This is a genomic window from Nocardioides sp. SR21, from assembly GCF_022761125.1.
Taxonomy (GTDB): Bacteria; Actinomycetota; Actinomycetes; order Propionibacteriales; family Nocardioidaceae; genus Nocardioides.
In genome coordinates, this window is the sequence record NZ_JAKWJR010000010.1 from 184,540 (window position 1) to 205,043 (window position 20,504).

Annotated in this window: 22 protein-coding genes; 9 read left to right on the top strand and 13 right to left on the bottom strand. The window is 73.2% G+C overall.

Annotated features, from left to right (window positions below):
- Window positions 1-39: 39 nt before the first annotated feature.
- Genes MJ604_RS19075 through MJ604_RS19085 form a run of 3 tightly spaced genes read left to right on the top strand, consistent with a single transcriptional unit; the run spans window position 40 to window position 3,857 of the window.
- Complete coding sequence (locus MJ604_RS19075) at window positions 40-2,130, top strand: MMPL family transporter (protein WP_243060179.1); 2,091 nt, start codon at window positions 40-42, stop codon at window positions 2,128-2,130.
- Window positions 2,127-3,434, top strand: a complete 1,308-nt coding sequence (gene nhaA, locus MJ604_RS19080) for a Na+/H+ antiporter NhaA (RefSeq protein ID WP_243060180.1) — start codon at window positions 2,127-2,129, stop codon at window positions 3,432-3,434. Before MJ604_RS19075 ends, nhaA begins: the two co-directional genes overlap by 4 nt.
- Before the next feature lie 18 nt (window positions 3,435-3,452).
- Window positions 3,453-3,857, top strand: coding sequence for a phage holin family protein (locus MJ604_RS19085; protein ID WP_243060181.1), 405 nt, complete (start codon window positions 3,453-3,455; stop codon window positions 3,855-3,857).
- 101 nt (window positions 3,858-3,958) lie between these two features.
- On the opposite strand, the gene MJ604_RS19090 is transcribed toward MJ604_RS19085, so the two are convergent.
- Genes MJ604_RS19090 through nth form a run of 4 tightly spaced genes read right to left on the bottom strand, consistent with a single transcriptional unit; the run spans window position 3,959 to window position 7,069 of the window.
- Window positions 3,959-5,134, bottom strand: a complete 1,176-nt coding sequence (locus tag MJ604_RS19090) for a MarP family serine protease (RefSeq protein WP_243060182.1) — start codon at window positions 5,132-5,134, stop codon at window positions 3,959-3,961.
- Entirely contained in the window at window positions 5,131-5,832 is a 702-nt protein-coding gene (locus MJ604_RS19095; protein WP_243060183.1) for a CoA pyrophosphatase, read from the bottom strand. The genes MJ604_RS19090 and MJ604_RS19095 overlap by 4 nt, the downstream gene beginning before the upstream one ends.
- The gene (locus MJ604_RS19100; protein WP_243060184.1) at window positions 5,829-6,425 is read right to left on the bottom strand and encodes a TlpA disulfide reductase family protein; all 597 of its coding nucleotides are present in this window, start codon (window positions 6,423-6,425) and stop codon (window positions 5,829-5,831) included. The genes MJ604_RS19095 and MJ604_RS19100 overlap by 4 nt, the downstream gene beginning before the upstream one ends.
- Entirely contained in the window at window positions 6,422-7,069 is a 648-nt protein-coding gene (nth, locus tag MJ604_RS19105) for an endonuclease III (RefSeq protein ID WP_243060200.1), read from the bottom strand. The genes MJ604_RS19100 and nth overlap by 4 nt, the downstream gene beginning before the upstream one ends.
- A gap of 212 nt (window positions 7,070-7,281) precedes the next feature.
- Between nth and MJ604_RS19110 the strand changes: the two genes are divergently transcribed.
- Window positions 7,282-7,959, top strand: coding sequence for a Crp/Fnr family transcriptional regulator (locus MJ604_RS19110; protein WP_243060185.1), 678 nt, complete (start codon window positions 7,282-7,284; stop codon window positions 7,957-7,959).
- A 71-nt stretch (window positions 7,960-8,030) separates the two neighbouring features.
- On the opposite strand, the gene MJ604_RS19115 is transcribed toward MJ604_RS19110, so the two are convergent.
- From MJ604_RS19115 to MJ604_RS19135, 5 genes are all read right to left on the bottom strand, one after another.
- Window positions 8,031-8,939: a DUF559 domain-containing protein gene (locus MJ604_RS19115; protein ID WP_243060186.1), complete on the bottom strand. Its 909-nt coding sequence runs from the start codon at window positions 8,937-8,939 to the stop codon at window positions 8,031-8,033.
- A 119-nt stretch (window positions 8,940-9,058) separates the two neighbouring features.
- Window positions 9,059-9,868 (bottom strand): MBL fold metallo-hydrolase, encoded by an 810-nt coding sequence (locus MJ604_RS19120; RefSeq protein WP_243060187.1) that lies wholly within the window; start codon window positions 9,866-9,868, stop codon window positions 9,059-9,061.
- Window positions 9,865-10,734, bottom strand: coding sequence for an NUDIX hydrolase (locus MJ604_RS19125; RefSeq protein ID WP_243060188.1), 870 nt, complete (start codon window positions 10,732-10,734; stop codon window positions 9,865-9,867). Before MJ604_RS19125 ends, MJ604_RS19120 begins: the two co-directional genes overlap by 4 nt.
- Window positions 10,731-11,195 carry a RidA family protein gene (locus MJ604_RS19130; protein WP_243060189.1) on the bottom strand — a complete coding sequence of 155 codons (465 nt, stop codon included), beginning with the start codon at window positions 11,193-11,195 and terminating at the stop codon, window positions 10,731-10,733. The genes MJ604_RS19125 and MJ604_RS19130 overlap by 4 nt, the downstream gene beginning before the upstream one ends.
- A complete protein-coding gene (locus tag MJ604_RS19135; protein WP_243060190.1) occupies window positions 11,192-11,347 on the bottom strand; it encodes a DUF4177 domain-containing protein in 156 nt (51 codons plus the stop codon). The genes MJ604_RS19130 and MJ604_RS19135 overlap by 4 nt, the downstream gene beginning before the upstream one ends.
- Before the next feature lie 82 nt (window positions 11,348-11,429).
- Between MJ604_RS19135 and MJ604_RS19140 the strand changes: the two genes are divergently transcribed.
- The 4 genes from MJ604_RS19140 (at window position 11,430) to MJ604_RS19155 (ending at window position 16,349) form a co-directional block, all read left to right on the top strand.
- The gene (locus tag MJ604_RS19140) at window positions 11,430-12,557 is read left to right on the top strand and encodes a sensor histidine kinase (protein WP_243060191.1); all 1,128 of its coding nucleotides are present in this window, start codon (window positions 11,430-11,432) and stop codon (window positions 12,555-12,557) included.
- Entirely contained in the window at window positions 12,554-13,216 is a 663-nt protein-coding gene (locus MJ604_RS19145) for a response regulator transcription factor (RefSeq protein ID WP_308194158.1), read from the top strand. Before MJ604_RS19140 ends, MJ604_RS19145 begins: the two co-directional genes overlap by 4 nt.
- A gap of 65 nt (window positions 13,217-13,281) precedes the next feature.
- A complete protein-coding gene (locus MJ604_RS19150) occupies window positions 13,282-13,965 on the top strand; it encodes an ABC transporter ATP-binding protein (RefSeq protein WP_243060192.1) in 684 nt (227 codons plus the stop codon).
- On the top strand, window positions 13,962-16,349 hold the full coding sequence (locus MJ604_RS19155; protein WP_243060193.1) for an ABC transporter permease: 2,388 nt from the start codon (window positions 13,962-13,964) through the stop codon (window positions 16,347-16,349). Before MJ604_RS19150 ends, MJ604_RS19155 begins: the two co-directional genes overlap by 4 nt.
- On the opposite strand, the gene MJ604_RS19160 is transcribed toward MJ604_RS19155, so the two are convergent.
- Both MJ604_RS19160 and MJ604_RS19165 read right to left on the bottom strand, forming a co-directional pair.
- Window positions 16,336-16,713, bottom strand: coding sequence for a YdeI family protein (locus MJ604_RS19160; protein ID WP_243060194.1), 378 nt, complete (start codon window positions 16,711-16,713; stop codon window positions 16,336-16,338). The genes MJ604_RS19155 and MJ604_RS19160 overlap by 14 nt on opposite strands.
- Window position 16,714: 1 nt before the next feature.
- Window positions 16,715-17,377 (bottom strand): VOC family protein, encoded by a 663-nt coding sequence (locus MJ604_RS19165; RefSeq protein ID WP_243060195.1) that lies wholly within the window; start codon window positions 17,375-17,377, stop codon window positions 16,715-16,717.
- A gap of 60 nt (window positions 17,378-17,437) precedes the next feature.
- Between MJ604_RS19165 and MJ604_RS19170 the strand changes: the two genes are divergently transcribed.
- Window positions 17,438-18,793, top strand: a complete 1,356-nt coding sequence (locus MJ604_RS19170) for an MFS transporter (protein WP_243060196.1) — start codon at window positions 17,438-17,440, stop codon at window positions 18,791-18,793.
- Here the strand turns inward: MJ604_RS19170 and sigJ are convergent.
- Window positions 18,765-19,625, bottom strand: a complete 861-nt coding sequence (gene sigJ, locus MJ604_RS19175) for an RNA polymerase sigma factor SigJ (RefSeq protein ID WP_243060197.1) — start codon at window positions 19,623-19,625, stop codon at window positions 18,765-18,767. The genes MJ604_RS19170 and sigJ overlap by 29 nt on opposite strands.
- A complete protein-coding gene (locus MJ604_RS19180; RefSeq protein WP_243060198.1) occupies window positions 19,622-20,338 on the bottom strand; it encodes an SDR family oxidoreductase in 717 nt (238 codons plus the stop codon). Before MJ604_RS19180 ends, sigJ begins: the two co-directional genes overlap by 4 nt.
- Window positions 20,339-20,504: the final 166 nt, after the last annotated feature.

Consider the following 20,504-nt stretch of genomic DNA (forward strand, 5'->3'; position numbering starts at 1 on the left):
CCGATGTGGCACCCCGGACCACTCCCCGACGCTGAGGTCATGACTCAGCTCCTGCACCGGATCGGCGGGTTCGCCGCCCTGCACCCGTGGCGCATCGTCGCCGCCTGGCTGGCCGTCGCCGCCGTCGTCCTCGCCGCGTCCGCGTCGTACGGCGGGGACACCTCTGACTCCATGGAGGTGCCGGGCCTCGACTCGCAGCAGGCCGCCGACCTCCTCGAGCGCGCCAGCTCGGACCAGGCCGGGCTCACCGCCCAGCTGGTCGTCTCCCCCGCCGACCAGCGTGCCCTCGACGGCCTGCGCGCCGAGGTGCTGGCCCTGCCACACGTGCTCGACGTGGGCGCGCCGGTCACCTCCGCCGACGGGCGGGTCGCGCTGCTCCCGATCCAGTACCCGCCGCTCGAGGAGCTGTCCGCCGCCGACCTGACGGCGCTCCAGGAGGTGCGCGACCGCGCGGACGCCGACGGTCCTGCCCAGGTCGAGATGCGCGGCGACCTGGTGTTCGCCTTCGCCGAGCCCGAGACCGGCGGCGAGGTCGTCGGCCTGGTCGCCGCGCTGGTGATCCTGCTGGTCGCGTTCGGGTCCGTGGTCGCCGCCGGCATCCCGATCGGCGTCGCCCTCACGGGCCTCGCGACCGCGGTCGGCGCGATGACGCTGGCCGCGCGCTTCCTCGACGTACCCACCTGGGCGCCGGTGCTGGGCTCGATGGTCGGCCTCGGCGTGGGCATCGACTACGCGCTGTTCATCCTCACCCGGCACCGCGAGCAGCTCGCGGACGGCGTCCCGCTGCGCGAGTCGATCGCGCGAGCCGTGTCGACCGCCGGGTCGTCGGTCGTCCTCGCCGGCGGCATCGTCGTGGTCGCGATCCTCGGCCTGACGGTGGCCGGGGTGCCGTTCATGTCGGCCGGCGCGTACGCCGTCTCCGTGATCGTGCTGGTGATGGTGCTCGCGTCGATCACCCTGCTGCCCGCGCTGCTCGCGATCGCCGGCAACCGCGTGAACGGGCGCCGCGGGAGCGCCCGCCGCGCCCGCTCCGACGCGCGCTGGCAGCGCCGCGTCGAGCACGTCGTCTCCCACCCACGGGTGTACGCCGCCGGCGTGCTCGGGCTGCTCGTCCTGCTCGCGCTCCCGGCGTTCGCGCTGCGCGCCGGGATCCCCGATGACGGCACCCTGCCCGAGTCCCGCACCGAGCGCCGCGCCTACGACCTGCTCGCGGACGGGTTCGGCCCCGGGGTGAACGGCCAGCTGCTCGTGGTCGTCGACACCGAGGGCGACCCCGCCGTGCTCACCCCGCTGCGCGACGCGCTCGGCGCCGACCCCGGCGTCGCGTCGGTCCTGCCGGCGACGATGGAGGGCGACGTCGCGACCCTGGTGGTGACCCCCACGACCGGCCCCCAGGACGCCGCGACGTACGACACCACCGAGCGGCTGCGCACCGAGGTGCTCCCCTCGGTCCTCGACGGCGCGCACGTCGGCGGCCAGACCGCCGGGTTCGCCGACGTCGGCGCCCGCGTGAACGAGCGGCTGCCGTGGTTCGTCGCGGCGGTGCTGCTGCTGTCGTCGCTGTTGCTCGCGCTGGTCTTCCGCTCGGTGCTGATCCCGCTCCAGGCCGCGTTGATGAACCTGCTCAGCATCGGGGCGGCGTACGGCGTCCTCGTGATGGTGTTCCAGTGGGGGTGGGGCGCGAGCCTGATTGGCCTGGAGTCGACCGTGCCGGTCGTGTCGTTCATCCCGATGTTCATGTTCGCCGTGGTGTTCGGGCTGTCGATGGACTACGAGGTCTTCCTGCTGTCGCGCATCCGCGAGGAGTACGACGCCACCGGTGACACCCGCTCCGCGATCGTGCACGGCCTGGCGCGCACCGGCCGGGTCATCACCTCGGCCGCGTTCATCATGATCGCCGTGTTCCTGGGCTTCGTGCTCGGCGAGGACCCGGCCACCAAGATGTTCGGCCTCGGCCTCGCCACCGCCGTCCTCGTCGACGCCACGCTGGTCCGGATGGTGCTGCTGCCCGCGACCATGCAGCTGCTCGGTCGGTGGAACTGGTGGGCGCCGGGCGCCGGTAGGGTGAGGACAGGTGAGCCGGGAAGTCTGGTCGGCAGCTCTGTCACCGACCCGTCAGGAGCCCCGTGAGCAAACCGGATCGCACGGCCCAGAGGCTCTTCTCCCGAGGCTCGTTCCTCGAGAGCTCGCGGACCGCTGAGATCCTGCGCGCCGAGACCACCGGCGGCCTGCTGCTCATCATCGCAGCGGCCGTCGCCCTCGTCTGGGCGAACAGCCCGTGGCGCGACGCCTACTTCGACCTGCGCAACACGGTCGTCGGCTTCACCCCGTTCGACCTCCATCTCGACCTCAGCCTGGGTGCGTGGGCGGCCGACGGGCTGCTGGCGATCTTCTTCTTCGTGGCCGGTCTCGAGCTGAAGCGGGAGTTCGTCGCCGGCGACCTCCGTGACCCGCGGCGCGCGGCGCTGCCGGTGATCGCCGCCGTGGGCGGCATGGCCGTGCCCGCCGTCATCTTCGTGCTGTGGAACCTCGGGACCGACGACCTCGTCGGCTGGGCGATCCCGACCGCGACCGACATCGCGTTCGCCGTCGCGATCCTCGCGGTCATCAGCACCCACCTGCCGACCGGACTCCGCACGTTCCTGCTCACGCTCGCCGTGGTCGACGACCTGCTCGCGATCACGGTCATCGCGCTCTTCTACACCGACCACCTCGACGTCCCCTTCCTGCTCCTCTCCCTGGTCCCGATCGCGGCCTTCGGCCTGCTGGCGCAGCGGGGCATCCACCGCGGGTGGCTCCTCATCCCGCTCGCCGTCGTCGCCTGGGCGCTCGTGCACGAGTCCGGGGTGCACGCCACCGTCGCGGGCGTCGCGCTGGCGTTCACGGTCCCGGTCCGCACCCGCGCCGGCGACAGCGACCGCGGGCTCGCCGAGCACCTCGAGCACCTGATCCGGCCGATCTCGGCCGGGGTCGCCGTACCGGTCTTCGCGTTCTTCGCCGCCGGTGTGTACGTCGGCGGCCTCGACGGCCTGCGCGCCGCACTCACCGACCAGATCGCCCTCGGCATCATGTGCGGCCTCGTGCTCGGCAAGACGGTCGGGATCGCGGGCTCGACCTGGCTGCTGTCGACGTTCACCCGCGCCGACCTCGACGAGGAGCTGAGCTGGGTCGACGTGATCGGCATGTCGCTGCTCGCGGGGATCGGCTTCACCGTCTCGCTGCTCATCGGCGAGCTCGCCTTCGGCTACGGCACCCGCGAGGACGACGTCGCGAAGGTCGGGGTCCTCGTCGGCTCGGTCTGCGCCGGCCTGCTCGCGACGGTCGTCCTCCGGGCGCGCAACCGGGTGTACCGCCGGATCTGCGAGCTGGAGCAGGTGGACTCCGACGCGGACGGGGTGCCTGACGTCTACCAGCGGGGCGACGACGCTCCGTGATTCTGTAAGGTCGCGCGCATGGCGACGAATCAGGACCAGAACACCGACCCGACGATCGGCCGGCTCGTCCACGACGCCAGCAAGGACATCTCCACGCTGATCCAGAAGGAGATCCAGCTCGCCAAGTCCGAGCTGAAGGTCAGCGTGCAGGCCGGTGGCATCGGGGTCGGGCTGTTCGCCGGCGCGGCGTTCATCCTGGTCCTGGCGATCATCATGCTGTCGTTCGCGTTCGTGTACCTGATCCACTGGAGCGGCTCCGGTCTCGACCTGCAGTGGGCGTTCCTGATCGTCTTCGCGTTCTACCTGCTGCTGACCGCGCTGCTGGTCTTCATCGGCGTCCGCAAGATGAAGCAGGTGCGCGCGCCCGAGCGGGCGATCGAGCAGGGCCGCGAGATCCCGAAGGCGCTCAAGGGCGAGCACTAGCGGAGACGCGCCAGCGGCTCCGCTGAGGGTGGTCGAGCGAGCCGCGCGACCGAGGAACGACGTCGCGACCGGCGTGTCGAGACCCAGTCAGCGGGTCTGGCTCATCCGGCGCAGCCGCCGGTGTCGACGGCGCCGTTGCTCGTCATCCCGGCCGCCGCGCTCTGCGCCACCTGGTCCGCGGTGAGCGCGTAGCCGGTGTCGGGATCGGTGACCGACGCCGCGAACACCACGCCGACGACGTCGCCGCCCGAGGACACGATCGGCCCGCCGGAGTTGCCCGGCAGGATCCGGCCGCGCAGCGAGAAGACCTCGCGGATCACGGCGCCGTCGCCGTAGATGTTCGGCGAGCGGAGCCGCTGCTCGGCGCGGATGCGGGCCGGCTGGACGTTGTAGGGACCGTCCTGCGGGTAGCCGAGCACCGCGACGCCGTCCTGCGCCTCGGCGGTCCGGTCGAACTCGAGGGTCGGCAGGTCGCCGCTGTCGAGGGCGAGCACGGCGACGTCGATGTCGGGGTTGTAGTAGACGACGTCGGCCTCGACGGACTCGTCCCCGAGCATCACCTCGGGGTCGTCGATGCCCGCGACCACGTGCGCGTTGGTCATCAGCCGGCCGTCGGCGTACAGGAACCCACTGCCCTCGACGCCACGGCCGCACTCGTTGGTGCCGCGGATCTTGAGGACGCTGTCAGCGGCCCGCTCGACGTCGGGGTCCTGCAGCAGCCGCTTGGGGCCGGGGCCGACGTCGACGATCCGCTCGGGCGCGAACGGCTCGAGATAGCGCGGGAAGAAGCTGGTGCCCACGACGTCGTTGAACGCCTGGAGCGCGCCGTCCGCGGAGTCCGGCAGCACCTCGTCGACGCTCGCGAGCACCGTCGAGCTGCGCACCAGGGGAGTGACCGATCCGATGCGGGAGCCGGAGATCGCGACGCCGAGCGCCCACGCGACGAGCAGGACGGCGACCGCGCTGAGCGCCGCGCCGCCGACCGCGTCGATCGCGCGGATCGGCTGCCAGGTGATCTTGTCGCGGATGCGCGACCCGGTGAACTGGCAGACCGCCTGGCCGACGGAGGCCGAGAGGATCACGATGAAGAGCGCGCCGAGCGAGACCATCAGCGACGGGTTGGCGTCACCGAGCGCGACCGGGGCGAGCCAGACCCCGAACAGGCCGCCGAGCAGCAGGCCGCTCGTGGCGAAGGCGCCGGTGATGAAGCCCTGCCAGTAGCCGGAGAGGGCGTAGGCGAGCACCAGGACGACGAGCAGCCAGTCGAGCAGGTTCACCCGTCCTCGTCCCCCTCGTCCTCGATGTCGAGCAACCTCGACCGACGGGGGTCAGCCTGCAGCATGTAGTCGGGCAGGTCACGGACCTGGGACTCGTCCCACGGACGCGTCCACCCGAGGAAGTCGAAGAGCCGGGCGATGATCCCGCCCGTGAAGCCCCACAGGATCACGTCCTTGTCGGGTCCGATCAGGAAGCCGGGGCTGCGGTAGTCGACCCGCGGGACCTTCACCATGATCCGGTGCTCGGGGTCGAGGAGCTCGCTGATCGGGACGTGGTGGATCGCGTGCACCTCGGCGGGGCTGACGATGCTCACCTCGGTCGGCTCGCGCCACCAGCCGAGGATCGGGGTGACCGCGAAGTTGCTCGGCGGCAGCCACAGCTCGGGCAGCCGCCCGAAGACCTCCACCTCGGCGGGGTCGAGGCCGATCTCCTCCTCGGCCTCGCGCAGGGCCGCCTGTACGACGCTCTCGCCCGGGTCGACCGAGCCGCCGGGGAACGACACCTGGCCGGGGTGCGAGCGCATGTCGTGGGCGCGCTCGGTGAGCAGCAGCTCGCCGCCCTGCGGACCCTCGCCGAACAGCATCAGCACGGCTCCGGGGCGCGCGTCGCCGCCCGGCGGCGGGGTGAACTTGGTCAGGTCGCCGGCCGAGATCGCCTCGGCACCGGCCCGGACGGGCTCGAGCCAGTCCGGGATCACAGATCGACCCCGAGGTGCTCGCCGACCAGGTCGACCAGCTCGTCGGCGGACTCGATGCCACCCGCCTCGATCGACAGCTCGCCGTCCTCGTCGAGGAACAACAGGTAGGGAAGCCCGCGGATCACCGGCAGCGGGTCGGCGGCGTTCAGGTCGCCGCCGGGATCGGCGAGCAGCGGGTAGGTCACCCCGCTCTTCTTCGCGAGGTCGAGGGCGGCCGCCGGCTGGGTGTCCTGGTAGTCGATCCCGAGGACCGGCACCTGGTCGCCGTACTGCTCGTGGAAGTCCTGGAGCGCGGGCATCTCCTTGCGGCACGGGCCGCAGAACGCCTGCCACAGGTTGATGATCATCGGCCCCTGGAGGCTGGTGAGGTCGACCTCGGTGCCGCCGCCGAGGCAGGGCAGCGTCAGGTCGGGCAGACCACCGTCGGTGGCGTCGCCGGGCGCGCAGTCCGGCACGTCGGTCTGCTCCTTGGCCTTCACGAGCTCCGGCGTGTCGACCTCGACGCTCGACGCACCGGGGGCCTCCGCGCCGGAGTCGCACGCGGTCAGCGTCAGCACGGCCGCGACGAGCGCGGCCGGGAGAGCGAGCCTCATGCTCGGCCCTCGGTCTTGACCAGCTTGGCGGCGACCTCGGGGTCGGTCGGACCCTCGCCGTACGACGGGCACCACTTCGCCACCGGGCAGGCGCCGCACGCGGGCTTCTGGGAGTGGCAGACCCGGCGGCCGTGCCAGATCAGGTGGTGGCTGAGCATCGTCCAGTCGCGCTTCTCGAACAGCGCGCCGATCGCGTGCTCGACCTTGACCGGATCGGTCTCCTCGGTCCAGCGGAAGCGGCGGGCGAGCCGGCCGAAGTGCGTGTCGACGGTGATGCCGGGGATCCCGAACGCGTTGCCGAGCACGACGTTCGCGGTCTTGCGGCCGACGCCGGGGAGCTTCACCAGGTCGTCGAGGCGCGGGGGCACCTGGCCACCGTGGTCGGCCACCAGCGCCGCGCTGAGCTTCAGCAGCGACTCGGTCTTGGCGCGGAAGAACCCGAGCGGCCCGACGATCCCCTCGAGGGTCTCCCGGTCGGCGGCTGCCATCGCCTTGGCGTCCGGGTAGGCGGCGAACAGGGTGGGCCGGACGGCGTTCACGCGCTTGTCGGTCGTCTGGGCGCTGAGCACCGTCACGACGAGCAGCTGGAACGGGTCGTCGAAGTCGAGCTCGCACTTCGCGTCGGGGTAGGTCTCGCCCAGCATCCGGTCGATCTTCCGGGCGCGGCGTACCAGGCTCGTGCGGGTCTCGGAAGCGACGGTCACGGACACCCGCCCAGGGTACGGCGAGGTGCCGACACCGCCGATTCGACGTCGCGTAGCGTCCACGGGACAGTGTCCAGTCGCTGTGAACAATCCCACTGGATAGGATTCGGCGCGGAACCCGTGTACGCGGGTCTTTCCTGAGGAGGAAATTCGTGGACAACGACGTACTGCGCCAGGCACCGCTGTTCAGCGCGCTCGACGACGAGGCGGCGACGGCACTGCGGGCGTCGATGGCCGAGAGCAAGCTGCGCCGCGGCGACGTCCTGTTCCACGAGGGCGACTCCGGCGACAAGCTCTACATCGTGCTCGACGGCAAGGTGAAGCTCGGCCGCACCTCCGCGGACGGTCGCGAGAACCTCCTGGCGATCCTCGGCCCCGGCCAGATGTTCGGCGAGCTGTCGCTGTTCGACCCGGGCCCGCGCTCCGCGACGGTCACCGCGGTCACCGACGCCTCCTTCGCCTCCCTGTCGCACGAGGACCTGCTGCGCTGGCTCGAGGGCCGCCCGGTCGTCGCCCGCGGCCTGCTCGCCCAGCTCGCCGGCCGCCTCCGCAAGGCCAACGACGTCGTCGCCGACCTGGTGTTCTCCGACGTCCCCGGCCGCGTCGCCAAGGCGCTCCTCGACCTCGCCGACCGCTTCGGCCGCACCGCCGACGACGGCGTCCACGTCCACCACGACCTCACCCAGGAGGAGCTCGCCCAGCTGGTCGGCGCCTCCCGCGAGACCGTGAACAAGGCCCTCGCCGACTTCGCCTCGCGCGGCTGGCTGCGCCTCGAGCCCCGCTCGGTCGTGATCATGGACGTCGAGCGCCTGGGCCGCCGCGCCCGCTGACCCTCCCCGTTGAATCGGGACTTTCCGTCCGTTGAGTCGGGAGTTTCCGTCACTCGAATCGGGAGTTTCGGTCACCACCGCCGGTTCGAGTACGTCGGCACCAGGGCGGCTCGGAGCTCACGGACCCACCGATCCCTCCTGGCGTCGGTGAAGTCGCCGTTGCACAGGACGATCACGGTCCAGCCGTTGCGGCGCAGCCAGGCGCGCCGTTCGTCGTCCTCAGCCGCGCGGCCGGCGTGCGCCTCCTCACCGTCGTACTCGACGCAGACGCGGGCCCGGCGGTAGGCGAAGTCGAGGCGGTACGTCGGGACGCCGTTGATGTCGATCCACATCTGCGGCTCAGGCAGCGGCAGCCCGGCGTCGGCGATGTCGAGGAACACCCAGGCCTCGCGGTGTGACTCGATGCGTGGGTCGACCAGGCCGGCCAGACCGCGCAGCTGGATGACACCCCGGCGCCGCCGGTAGCGGCCCAGCTCCCGCTCGAGGTCGTGCGCGGTGAAGTCGTGCAGCCGAGCGAGCATCACCATCGCGGCGAACGCTTCCCGCCGCCGGAGGCAGCAGCCGAGGTCGAGCGCGGTCCGCAGCGGCGTCGTCACACGCACGCCGTGAACCGTCATCACGTCCGCGGCCCGGAGGTCGCGCGTGCGCCCGTCGACGCCGAGCACGGTCGTCGGCTCGTGCCAGCGGAGCGCACAGGTCTCGATGGTAGGTACGGCGTCGTGCTCCGCGTACACGTGCGTGTCGACGCCGTGCAGCCAGGCCGCCGTGCGGTCGGTGACCACATGGTGCGAACTCACGACCCGCGCGACGGCTCCGGCCCTGAGCTCGATCGAGTCGGGCACGTGTGCGGCGACGTACACCCCGCGGACGATCGACCTGACCTCACCGCGGCGCTGACCGTTGCGCACCGCCGAAGGTCGTCGCCCCACCAGCTCGGCGTCGGCGAGGGTGAAGGGCACGTCGGGCCAGATCTGTTCCATGGGCCGGACCATCCCCGGGCAGCGTGGCGACGTACCTGGCCGTCACCTGGCCTGTGGAAAACAGGAACTCCCGATTCGAGTGACGGGAACTCCCGATTCGACGGACGGAAGGTCCCGATTCAACGTTGGGAGAGGTACAGCAGCTGGGCGCGGACGGAGAGCTCGGCGGCGCCCCAGAGGGACTCGTCGACATCGGCGTACACGACCTCGACGACCTGGCGCGGGAGGGAGGGGTCCTCGGCGAGCTCCGGGGAGACCGGAACCGAGAGCTCGGCGAGGGCGCGCTCGACCTGGGCGAGGCGGTCGCGGCGGTGGGCCAGGTAGAAGTCGAGGACGCCGAGTGCGTCGTCGAGGACCGGGCCGTGCGCCGGCCAGAGCGTGCGCACCTCACCGGACGACGCGAGCGAGCGCATCCGCTCGATCGACGAGAAGTACGGGCCGAGCTGGCCGTCGGGGTGCGCGACGACGGTGGTGCCGCGGCCGAGCACCATGTCGCCGGTCAGCAGGGCTCCGTCGGCGGGCACGACCAGCGAGATCGAGTCCGCCGTGTGGCCGGGGGTGGTGAGCACCCGCAGCGACAGGCCGTCGACCACGATGTCCTCGCCATCGACCAGCGGATCCCCGTCGACGCACAGCGCCGGCTCGAGGGCGCGTACGGCGCAGCCCTTGCGGCGCGCGAACTCCGCGGCCACCTCGGCGTGGTCGAAGTGGTGGTGCGTGAGCAGGACCAGCCCGACGTCACCGAGCTCGGCGGTGAGCCGCTCGAGGTGACCGTCCTCGATCGGACCGGGGTCCACGACGACCGACGCCGACGCTCCGGGCTCCTGGAGCACCCACGTGTTCGTGCCGTCGAGCGTCATCATCCCTGGGTTCGGCGCGAGCAGGCAGCGCCCGCGCGTCCCGAAGGACCCGCCCGACCAGGGGGTCATGCGCGGTGCCGCGCCGCCACGAGCGGGCGCAGCCGGTCCGGCATCGACAGCGTCCAGCCCTCACCGAGCGGCTCGACCGACGGCGTGAACATCTCAACCGACCGCGAGGCCGCGACGCCCAGCACCTCGTCGGGCGACGAGTACCCACCGACCTCCAGCGACGTGAGGTACGTCGGCGGCATCAGCGCGAGCTCCTCCGCGTCCGCCTGGTCGGCGGCGACGCGCGCGGGGATCCACGCGACCGACGACGACTCGGTCGACACGTCACGGGTCACCTGGCCCGTGGGCAGTGACGCGACGAAGAACCAGGTGCGGTAGCGCTTCGGCTCGAAGATCGGCGTCAGCCACGCGTCCCACACGCCGAGCAGGTCGGTGCGCAGCACCAGCCCGCGCCGGTTCAGGAAGTCGGTCAGCGCCAGCTCGCGCGACTCCAGCGCGACGCGGTCCGCCTCCCAGTCGTCCCCGGTCGTGTCCTCCACGACCGAGGTCTCGGAGGTCCCGGCCAGCAGGACACCGGACTCCTCGAACGTCTCGCGTACGGCGGCGCACACCAGCGCCCGCGCGGTCTCCTCGTCGCAACCCAGCCGGGCCGCCCAGGCAGCAGGCGACGGCCCGGCCCACCCGACCGAGGCGTCGAAGTCGCGCCGATCGACGCCACCCCCGGGGAACACGGCCATCCCGGCAGCGAAGTCCATCGAGACGTGCCGGCGCAGGTAGTAGACCTCCGGCCCGTCGGCGGACGGGCGCATCAGGATCACCGTGGCGGCGTCCCGCGGCTCCGCCGGCGTGTTGGTCCCGTCCTCGAACGAGCGCGCGACATCGATCAGGTGCTCGGGAAGCGGCACCGGCGGGAGCGGGATCTTCACGAAGCGGTCCGGACCACGATCTCCACCTCGACGGGCGAGTCAAGGGGCAGCACCGGAACGCCGACCGCCGACCGGGCATGCACGCCCGCGTCGCCGAACACCTTGCCGAACAGCTCGGACGCGCCGTTCGCCACCTGCGGCTGCCCGGTGAAGTCCGGCGTCGACGCCACGAACACGACGACCTTCACGACCTGCGCGACGTTGTCGAGGTCGCCCACGATCGACTTCACGGCCGCGATCGCGTTCAGCGCGCACTGCTCCGCGCACGCCTTGGCCTCCTCCGGGCTCACCTCGCCGCCGACCTTGCCGGTCAGCATCAGCTCGCCGTTCTTCATCGGCAGCTGGCCGGAGGTGAACACGTGGTCGCCCGAGGCCACGGCCGGGACGTACACCGCCACCGGCTTGGCGACCTCGGGCACCGCCAGGCCGAGCTCGGCGAGGCGGTCCTCCGCGGCGCTCATGCGAGCGGCCGCTTGAAGTAGCCCACGAGGTTCTCGGGGTTCATGCCGGGCGCGATCTGCACCAGCTCCCACCCGTCGGCCCCGAAGTTGTCCAGGATCTGCTTGGCCGCATGCGTGAGGATCGGCGCGGTCAGGTACTCCCACTTGGTCATGTCCCGCACCCTACTCGCGGCGTACATCGCATCCACCCGTGGTCGGACGCGGCCGCCCTCGGCCACGCATAGGGTCGGCGGGGTGACCTCCTGGCGCCTGGACCCGCGCGGCGAGCGGTGGTTCGACGCGGCCCTCGCGACGTGCCTGCTGCTGCCGGCGCTCGGCACGCCCCTGGTCGAGGCGGGCTGGGTCGGGCTGGCCGTGTCGCTGGTCCAGCTGGTCCCGCTCTACTGGCGGCGCCACCACCCGGTCGCGGTATTCGCGGTCGTCGCGCTCGGCAGCGCCGCCCAGGCGCTGCTGGTCGAGACGCCGCTCTGGAGCCAGGTCGCGTTCCCCGTGGCGGTGTACTCCGTCGCCCGCTTCGCCTCCACGGCCGCCGGCCTCACCGCACTCGGCGTCGGGCTCGCCGGCGCCCTGGTCGCAGCCCTCCGCTGGGTCCACGGCTTCGGTGGCGAGCTCGCGGCCGACCCGGTCGTCGCCTACACGGTCACGATCGCCACGATCGTCGTCACCGCCTGGGCGCTGGGCGCGCTGGCACGCACGCGCCGGGCGTACGTCGACGCGCTGGTCGAGCGCGGTGAGCGCATCGAGCGCGAGGCCGCCCAGCAGGTCGCCCTCGCCGCCTCCGACGAGCGCGCCCGGATCGCGCGCGAGATGCACGACGTCGTCGCCCACGGCCTGTCGACGATCGTCGTGCAGGCCGACGGCGCGCGCTACGCCGCCCGCCAGGATCCCGAGGTCGCCGCGACCGCCCTCGAGACGATCGCCGCCACCGGACGGGAGTCGCTCACGGAGATGCGCCGGATGCTCGGGCTGCTCCGCACCGGGGACGCCGGTCTCCGGCCCCAGCCGGGCCTCGCCGACCTGGCGGGGCTGGTGGTGGGCGACGACATCGACGCGCGGCTCCCCGACCCGGCGACAGCCGTGCCGGACGGCGTCGCCCTCACGACGTACCGCATCGTCCAGGAGGCCCTCACCAACGTCCGCCGGCACGCCGGGCCGGGCGTGGCGGTCCGGGTCGACGTGACGGTCGAGGACACCGTCACCGTGCTCGTCGAGGACGACGGGCGCGGGGCGGCCGCCCCCGACGACGGCCACGGCCTCGGCCTGGCCGGGATGCGCGAGCGGGTCGCCGTGCACGGCGGCACCCTCGAGGCCGGACCCCGCCCGGGTGGCGGCTGGTGCGTGGCTGCGAGGCTTCCCCTGTGACGATCCGCGTCCTCCTCGTCGACGACCAGCAGATGGTGCGCGGCGGCTTCCGGATGCTCGTCGACAGCCAACCGGACATGACGGTCGTCGGCGAGGCCGGCGACGGCGCGGAGGCGCTCGAGCGGCTGGCGGTCACGCGCGCCGACGTCGTGCTCATGGACGTCCGGATGCCGCGGATGGACGGCGTCGAGGCCACCCGTCGGCTCGCCGGCCAGGAGGACGCACCCCGGGTGGTCGTGCTGACGACCTTCGACCTGGACGAGTACGCCTTCGCCGCGCTCAAGGCCGGCGCGGCGGCGTTCCTGCTCAAGGACGCGCCGCCCGAGGACCTGCTCAGCGCGATCCGCACCGTGCACGGTGGCGACGCGGTCGTCGCCCCGAGCACCACGCGCCGGCTGCTGGAGCAATTCGCCGCCGTCCTGCCGGACGCCCAGGAGGCCGCGCCGGACACCCGCCTGGACGGCCTCACCGAGCGCGAACGCGAGGTGCTGGTGCACATCGGCCGCGGCCGCACCAACACCGAGATCGCCGCCGACCTCGTGGTCGCCGAGGCGACCGTCAAGACGCACGTCGGCCGGCTGCTGGCCAAGACCGGGTCCCGCGACCGGGTGCAGCTGGTCGTGCTGGCGTACGAGACCGGGCTGGTGCGTACGACCTGAGTCGTACGCCGGGTCCGGTCCGCGGGCTGACGATCCGGGGCCGGTGAGACGGGATCGTCGTCAGCATGACGAACTCCCCTCTCGCCGCGAGCACCCGCGGCCTCACCCGGGTCTACGGCAACGGCGACACGGCCGTCCACGCGCTGCGCGGCGTCGACCTCGACCTGCCCGCCGGCCGCTTCACCGCGATCATGGGCCGGTCCGGCTCGGGCAAGTCGACCCTGATGCACTGCCTGGCGGGCCTCGACACCCCCACCACCGGCAACGTCACGGTCGGCGGCCGCGCCCTCGAGTCGATGGACGACACGGCGCTGACGCTGTTCCGCCGCGAGCACCTCGGCTTCGTGTTCCAGTCGTTCAACCTGCTGCCGATGCTGACCGCCGGCCAGAACATCCTGCTCCCCCTCGAGCTCGCCGGGCGCCGCGTCGATGCCGCGGCCCGCGAGCGCTACGACCTGGTCGTCGGCGTCCTGGGCATCGGCGACCGGCTCGGGCACCGCCCGGGCGAGCTCTCCGGCGGCCAGCAGCAGCGCGTCGCGATCGCCCGCGCGCTGGTCAGCGAGCCGGACATCGTGTTCGCCGACGAGCCGACCGGCAACCTCGACAGCGAGGCGTCCGCCGAGGTCCTCGACTTCCTGCGCCGGTCCGTCCGCGAGCTCGGCCAGACCGTCGTGATGGTCACCCACGAGGACAGCGCGGCGGCGTACGCCGACGACGTCGTCGTGATCGCCGACGGGCTCGTGGCGTGAGGACCGTCCTCCGCGCTTCGCTGCGCACCCACACGCGCCGCTACGTCTCCGCCGCGATCGCCGTGGTCATCGGCGTGGCCTTCATCGTCGTCACCAGCCTGCTCTCGGACGCCACCCGGGCCGGCCTGGTCGCCGGGGTCGAGCTGCCTTACCGCGGCGCCGACGTCGTCGTCACCGACGTCGACGCCGACCAGGCGGCGCGGATCGTCGAGCGTGCGGAGGCGCGGGGTGACTCGGCGACCGTGCTGGGCTGGACGCCCCAGCAGGTCCGGATCGGCGACCGGCTCTTCGACGACCGCACCGACGTCGGCGCGATCGCGCTCGACCCGGCGCTGCGGTGGCAGAGCCTGCGCGACGGCCGGTTCCCCGAGCAGCCCGGCGAGGTCGTCGCGGACGCCAACGCCGTCAAGGGCAAGGACGTCGAGCTCGGCGACCCGGTCGAGATCGGGTCGGTCGAGGGCACGCTGGTCGGCCTCGTGGACACGCCCTCGGCCAGCGTCGGGGCCCAGGTCTACGTGCCTTGGGAGGACCTGCGCGGCCTGGACGCCGACCTCTGGGTCGACTCCGTGGTGTACGCCGGGCCCGGCGCCTCGTCGCTCACGGCTCCGGCCGGTGCGACCGTGCAGCCGCGCGACGAGTTCGTCGAGGAGCGGCAGGCCGAGCTGACCAACGAGGTGAACGTCCTCGCGATCCTGCTGCTCGTGTTCGCGGCGATCGCCCTGTTCGTCTCGGTGCTGGTCATCGCCAACACGTTCTCGATCCTCTTCGCCCAGCGGTCCCGCGACTTCGCCCTGCTCCGCTGCGTCGGCGCGACCCGGCGCCAGGTGCTCCGGTCGGTCCGCGTGGAGGCGCTGGTCCTCGGCGTCGCCTCAGCCCTGCTCGGCCTCGTGGCCGGCACCGGGCTCGGCTACCTGCTCGTCGCCCTCGCGAAGTCGGCGCTGCCCAGCGGGAGCATGGCGTTCCCTGCGCCGTCCCCGACCTGGTACGCCGGCGCGTTCGTCACCGGCGTGCTCGTCACGGCGATCGCGGCCTGGTTGCCCACCCGTCGGGTGGTGCGGGTGAGCCCGCTCGCCGCGCTCCGGCCCGACGACTCCACGAGCGTGCGCACCGGCGCCGGCCGCCTCCGGGTGCTGCTCGGGCTCGTCACGCTCGCCGGCGGCGTCGCCCTGCTCGCGCTCTCGATCGCCGCCAGCAGCCCGCTGGCGATGGTGCTCGGCGGGTCCGCCGCGTTCAGCGGCGTGCTGCTGCTCGGGCCCGTGCTGGTGCCCGCGCTGGTGCGCGCGGCCGGCGCCCTCGCGGGACGCGTCGCCGGAGTGCCGGCCCGGCTCGCGGCCGAGAACGCGGTCCGCAACCCCCGGCGTACCGCCGCCACGACCGCGTCGCTGCTCGTCGGCGTCACGCTCACGACCGCGGTGCTGGTCGGCCTGGCGAGCTCCCGCAGCGCCGTGGACGAGGACCTGGACCGCGACTACCCGCTCGACATGACCCTGACCGCGAACGACCGGCCGCTCCCCACCGAGCTGCTCGACGAGGTGCGCGCCGTCCCGGGAGTCCGTACGGCGATCCCGCTCGACGGCGTCGAGGCCGAGGTCGCCGGAGCCGGGCGGCTCCCGGTCCTCGCCGCCGAGGGCGTCGACGCGGTCGCCCACGGCACGCCGCCCATCGCGTCCCTGCGGCGCGGCGAGATCTGGCTGCCCACCGAGCACGCCGCCCGAGCCCGAGTGACCGTCCAGGTCGGCGACCGCAGCGTGACGCTGCGGGTCAACAGCGGCGACAGCTGGGGCGACGCGGCGATCGTCTCGCCCGCGACCCTGGCCGCGCTCACCGACCAACCGCAGACCTGGGCGGTGTGGGTGCGCGCCGGCGACGGCGCCGACGTGGAGGACCTGGCCGGCGACCTGGACGCCCTGGCCAGGCCGGTCGATGCGACCCTCACCAACGGGCTGCGCGAGAGGTCCTGGGTGGTGCTCCAGCTCGACATCCTCACCGGGACGGTCGTGGCGCTGCTGGGGATCGCCGTCGTGATCGCGCTGATCGGCATCGGCAACACCCTCGGGCTCTCCGTGCTCGAGCGGCGCCGGGAGAACGCGCTGCTCCGCGCGCTCGGCCTCACCCGGCGACAGCTCCGCGCGACGCTCGCCGCCGAGGCGCTGCTGCTCACGCTCGTCGCCACGGTGCTCGGCTCGTTCATCGGCGTGACGTTCGCGTGGGTCAGCCTCCAGGCGCTGGTCGAGGCGGCCGTCGACCAGGCTCCGCTGGTGCTGCCGTGGGGTCAGCTGGCGCTCGTCGTGCTGGTCGCGGGCGTGGCCGGGCTGCTCTCGTCGCTGCTGCCGGCCCGTCGGGCGGCGCGCACCTCGCCGGCGGTGGGGCTCAGCCTGGACTGACCGCCTTGTCCCAGCGGCCGTCGGCCCGGGCGGCGTCCACCGCCGCCCGGCCGGCGGGCTGCATCCGCCCCTCGGCCTCGAGCCGCGCCACCCGCTCGACGTTCGACGCCGACCACGGGCTCCGCTTGTTGCGCGGCGTCATCGTGATGAACGTCGTCTGCTCGTCGCGCCGCCGCGCCTGGCTGTCGATCCACCCGAAGCACACCGCCTCGAGCACGGCCTCCTCGTAGGTCAGCGACGTGACCGTGCCGCCCTTGCGGGTCAGCGTCAGCCAGACGCCCGGCGAGGTGTCGTGATGGGCCAGCAGCCACGCGTGCCAGCCCGCGACGTCCTCGAAGAACAGCTCCTCGCGCTCGACGGCCATGTCAGTCCACGAACGCGCAGAACTCGTTGCCCTCGGGATCGGCCAGCACGGTCCACGAGATCTCGTCGTCGGGCTCACGCACGATCGTGGCACCGTGCTCGACCAGCAGGCGTACGTCGGCCACGTCGACGTCCCAGTGGATGCGGTTCTTCACGGTCTTGGGCTCGGGCACCGGCTCGAACGCGAGGAACTCGAACGGCGCTCCCGGGATCGCCTCGACCGCCTCGCCGTCGCTTCCCTCCTCGATCCGGCCGCCGAGGACGTCGGCCCACCAGGCGGCCTGCGCGCGGGTGTCGTGGGCGTCGACCACGATCTCGTAGAGCCGTTGCTCGGGGACCTCGTCGCGGACGAACACGCACAGCTCGCCGCCCTCGGGGTCGCGCAGCACCTTCCAGTCGAAGCGGTCGACCTCGAGCGGCGTCGCGCCTCGCGCCAGCACCTCCTCGACGCTGCCGGCGTGGACGTCGAGGTGCACCCGCTGCTTGGCGGTGAGCGGCTCCGGGACCTCGTCGAGCCAGATCGTCGACTGCGGCGTCGGACCGGTCAGCATCACGAGACCGTCCTCGCGCTTCTCGAGGTCGAGGCCGAGGGTGTCGGCCCAGAACCGGCCGAGACGCACGTTGTCGGTGGCGTCGATGCTGAGGTCCCGCCAGGTCGCGATCATCCACGCATCATGCACCAACTCGATTGACTTCAACTCCGGTTGAAGTCGTACCGTCCGCTGGTGACCACGACCGCCCCGCCCGTCCCGCGCCGGCCCCGCCTGCTCTCCCCGGCGTACGCCGCGACGACGATCGGCATGTTCGCGCTGGTCGCGTTCTCCGCGTTCGAGGCGACCGCGGTCACGACGGTGATGCCGACCGTGGCCGACGAGCTCGGCGGGATCGACCTCTACGCGCTGTCGTTCGCGGCCCCGCTCGCGAGCGGCGTCGTCGGCATGGTCGCGGCCGGCACCCACAGCGACCGCAGCGGGCCGGTGCGGCCCCTGTTGATCGCGCTCGTGCTGTTCGCGCTCGGCCTGGTGGTGTGCGGCCTCGCCCCGTCGATGGAGGTGCTGGTCGCCGGCCGCGTGCTCCAGGGACTGGGCGGCGGCGCGCTGACCGTGTGCCTGTACGTCGTGGTCGGGCTGGTGTTCCCGGCCGTGCTCCAACCCGCGGTGTTCGCGAGCTTCGCCGCGGCGTGGGTGCTGCCGTCGCTCTTCGGGCCGGCGCTCGCCGCCTTCGTCTCGCACGCCGTCGGCTGGCGGTGGGTGTTCCTGGGCGTCGTGTTCCTCGTCGCCGCCGCGGCGTTCCTCATCGCTCCGGCGCTGCGCGGTCTGGAGGTCCGCGGCAGCGACCAGCCCGCCCCTCGCGGACGGCTCGGCTGGGCGGTGGTCGCCGCGGTCGCCGTGCTCGCCCTCGAGCTGCTCGGCTCCCGGGAGGGCGCCGTCGTGCTGCTCGCGGTCGCGGCGGGTGCGCTGGTGGTGCTCGCCCTGCGGCGGCTGCTGCCCCCGGGCAGCCTCGTCGGCCGGCCCGGCCTGCCGTCGGTCGTGGCCACCCGCGGTCTGTTCAGCGCCTCGTTCTTCTGCGCCGAGGCCTACATCGTCTTCGTGCTCCAGGAGCGCTGGGGGCTCACGCCCGGCACCGCCGGGCTGGCGCTCACGGCCGTCGGCCTGACCTGGGCCGGCGCCAGCCAGGTGCAGGCCCGGCTCGGCGACCGGGTCTCGCACACCGCCGCGATGACGTGGGGTGCCGTGCTCGTGGCCCTCGGCACCTGCGTGCTCGGCATCGCCGTCTGGGCCGACGTGCACCCGCTCCTCGCGGCCGGCTCCTACGTGCTGGCCGGCGCCGGCATGGGCTTCGGCTACCCCCGTACCGGGGTCGCGATGCTCGCCGAGTCCTCCGACGCCGACCGCGGCTTCAACTCCTCCGCCCTCTCGATCGCCGACTCGCTGGGCGGCGCGATCTCGCTGTCGGTGTCCGGCGTGGTGTTCGCCGCCGCGACCCGGGCCGGCGCCGACGCGTTCGTCTCCGTCTTCGTCCTGGCGCTGGTGCTGGGCGCGCTCTCGGTCGTCACCGCGCGGCGGACCGCACCCCACTGAGCTTGTCGGGGGCGAGCACGATGTCGATCCGGGTGATCAGCTCGCCGTCGACGGTGAACGACACGACCGAGTGCAGCCGCCCGCCGACGTGGAAGGCGACACCCGTGCGACCGTTGACCTCGACGATGTCGACCTGACCGTCCTTCTTGGCGACGCCGGCGAAGAAGCGGGCCACCCGGTCCGGCCCGAGCACCGGCCGCCGAGCGGCGTTGACCACGCCGCCGCCGTCGCTGGTGAGCACGACCGACGGGTCGAGCAGCCGGACCAGGCCGGCGAGGTCGCCGCCGGCGGCGGCGCCGAGGAACGCCCCGACGACGCGGTCGTGGGTCCCGGCGTCGACGGAGACCCGCGGGGTCCCGGCCGCCACGTGCTCACGGGCCCGGCGGGCGAGCTGGCGCACGGCCTCCGGCGTACGCCCGACCGCCGCGGCGACGTCCGCGAACGGCATCTCGAAGATGTCGTGCAGCACCCAGGCCGTCCGCTCGGCCGGCGTCAGCCGCTCGAGGGCGACCAGCAGCGCGTAGCGCACCGAGTCGTCCAGGCTGACCCGGTCCTCGAGGCCGGCGACGACCGGCTCGGGCAGCCAGGGTCCGACGTACGTCTCCCGGCGGGACCGGGCCGATCGGAGCACGTCGAGCGCGGCGCGGGCGACGGTGACCGTCGCCCAGGCCGCCACGTCCCGCACCGGCTCGCGCTCGTCGGCGGCGACCAGCCGCAGCCAGCAGTCGGCCACGACGTCCTCGGCCTCGGCGTGGCTGCCGAGGATCGCGTAGGCGACGCGCACCAGCCGCGGCCGCTCCTCGTCGTACGCCGCCGCGAGCGCGTCGCTCACCGCGCCGCCAGCCAGGCGTCGAACGTGATCGTGCCGCGCGGCCCGTCGCCCGTCGGGCACAGCGCTCCGGAGCGCATCGCCTTGCCCGCCGCGCCCGGCACCCGCACGGGTACGACGCGACGCCCGGCGGCGACCCGGCGGGCGAGGTCGACCATGTCGTGCCGCTCCGGCCCGGCCAGGTCGGCCACCCGCCCGGACGGCCCGGCCTCGGCCAGGTCGACCAGCGCCTCGGCGACCTCGCGGGCGGCGACCGGCTGGCTCAGCATCCGCGGCACCAGCGAGAACGGGCCGACCCGCACGAAGTGCAGCGCCTGCTCGGCGAACTCGTGGAACTGGGTCGCCCGCAGCACCGACCACGGCACCGTGCCGTCCGCGAGCACCTGCTCCTGGAGCCGCTTGCCGGCGTAGTAGCCGGTGTCGACGTCGTCGATGCCGACGATCGAGAGCGCGACGATGTGGGCGGCTCCGGCCGCCTGGAGGTGCCGGGTGACGCCGCCGAAGAACGCCTCGGCGTCCTCCCGCTTCTGGGTGCGCACGCTCGTGACGTCGACGACCGCGTCGACGCCGGCGAGCCACTCGGCCAGCCCGGCGCCGGTGGTGAGGTCGACCCCCTCCGCGCGGGCGAGGACGACGACGTCGTGCCCGCGCTCACGGGCGACCTCGACGACGTGACGGCCGACGACACCGGTGCCGCCGGCCACGGCGATCTTCATGGGTTCAGGACTGTTCACGCCGAGATGACGAGACAGGCCTTCTCGGATGTGACATCGGGTCTCAGATGAGCTCGGGCTCGGTCTTCTCGCGGACCTCGTCCTCGGTGACGCCCGGCGCCAGCTCGACCAGCTTCAGCCCGTCGGGAGTGATGTCGATGACGCAGAG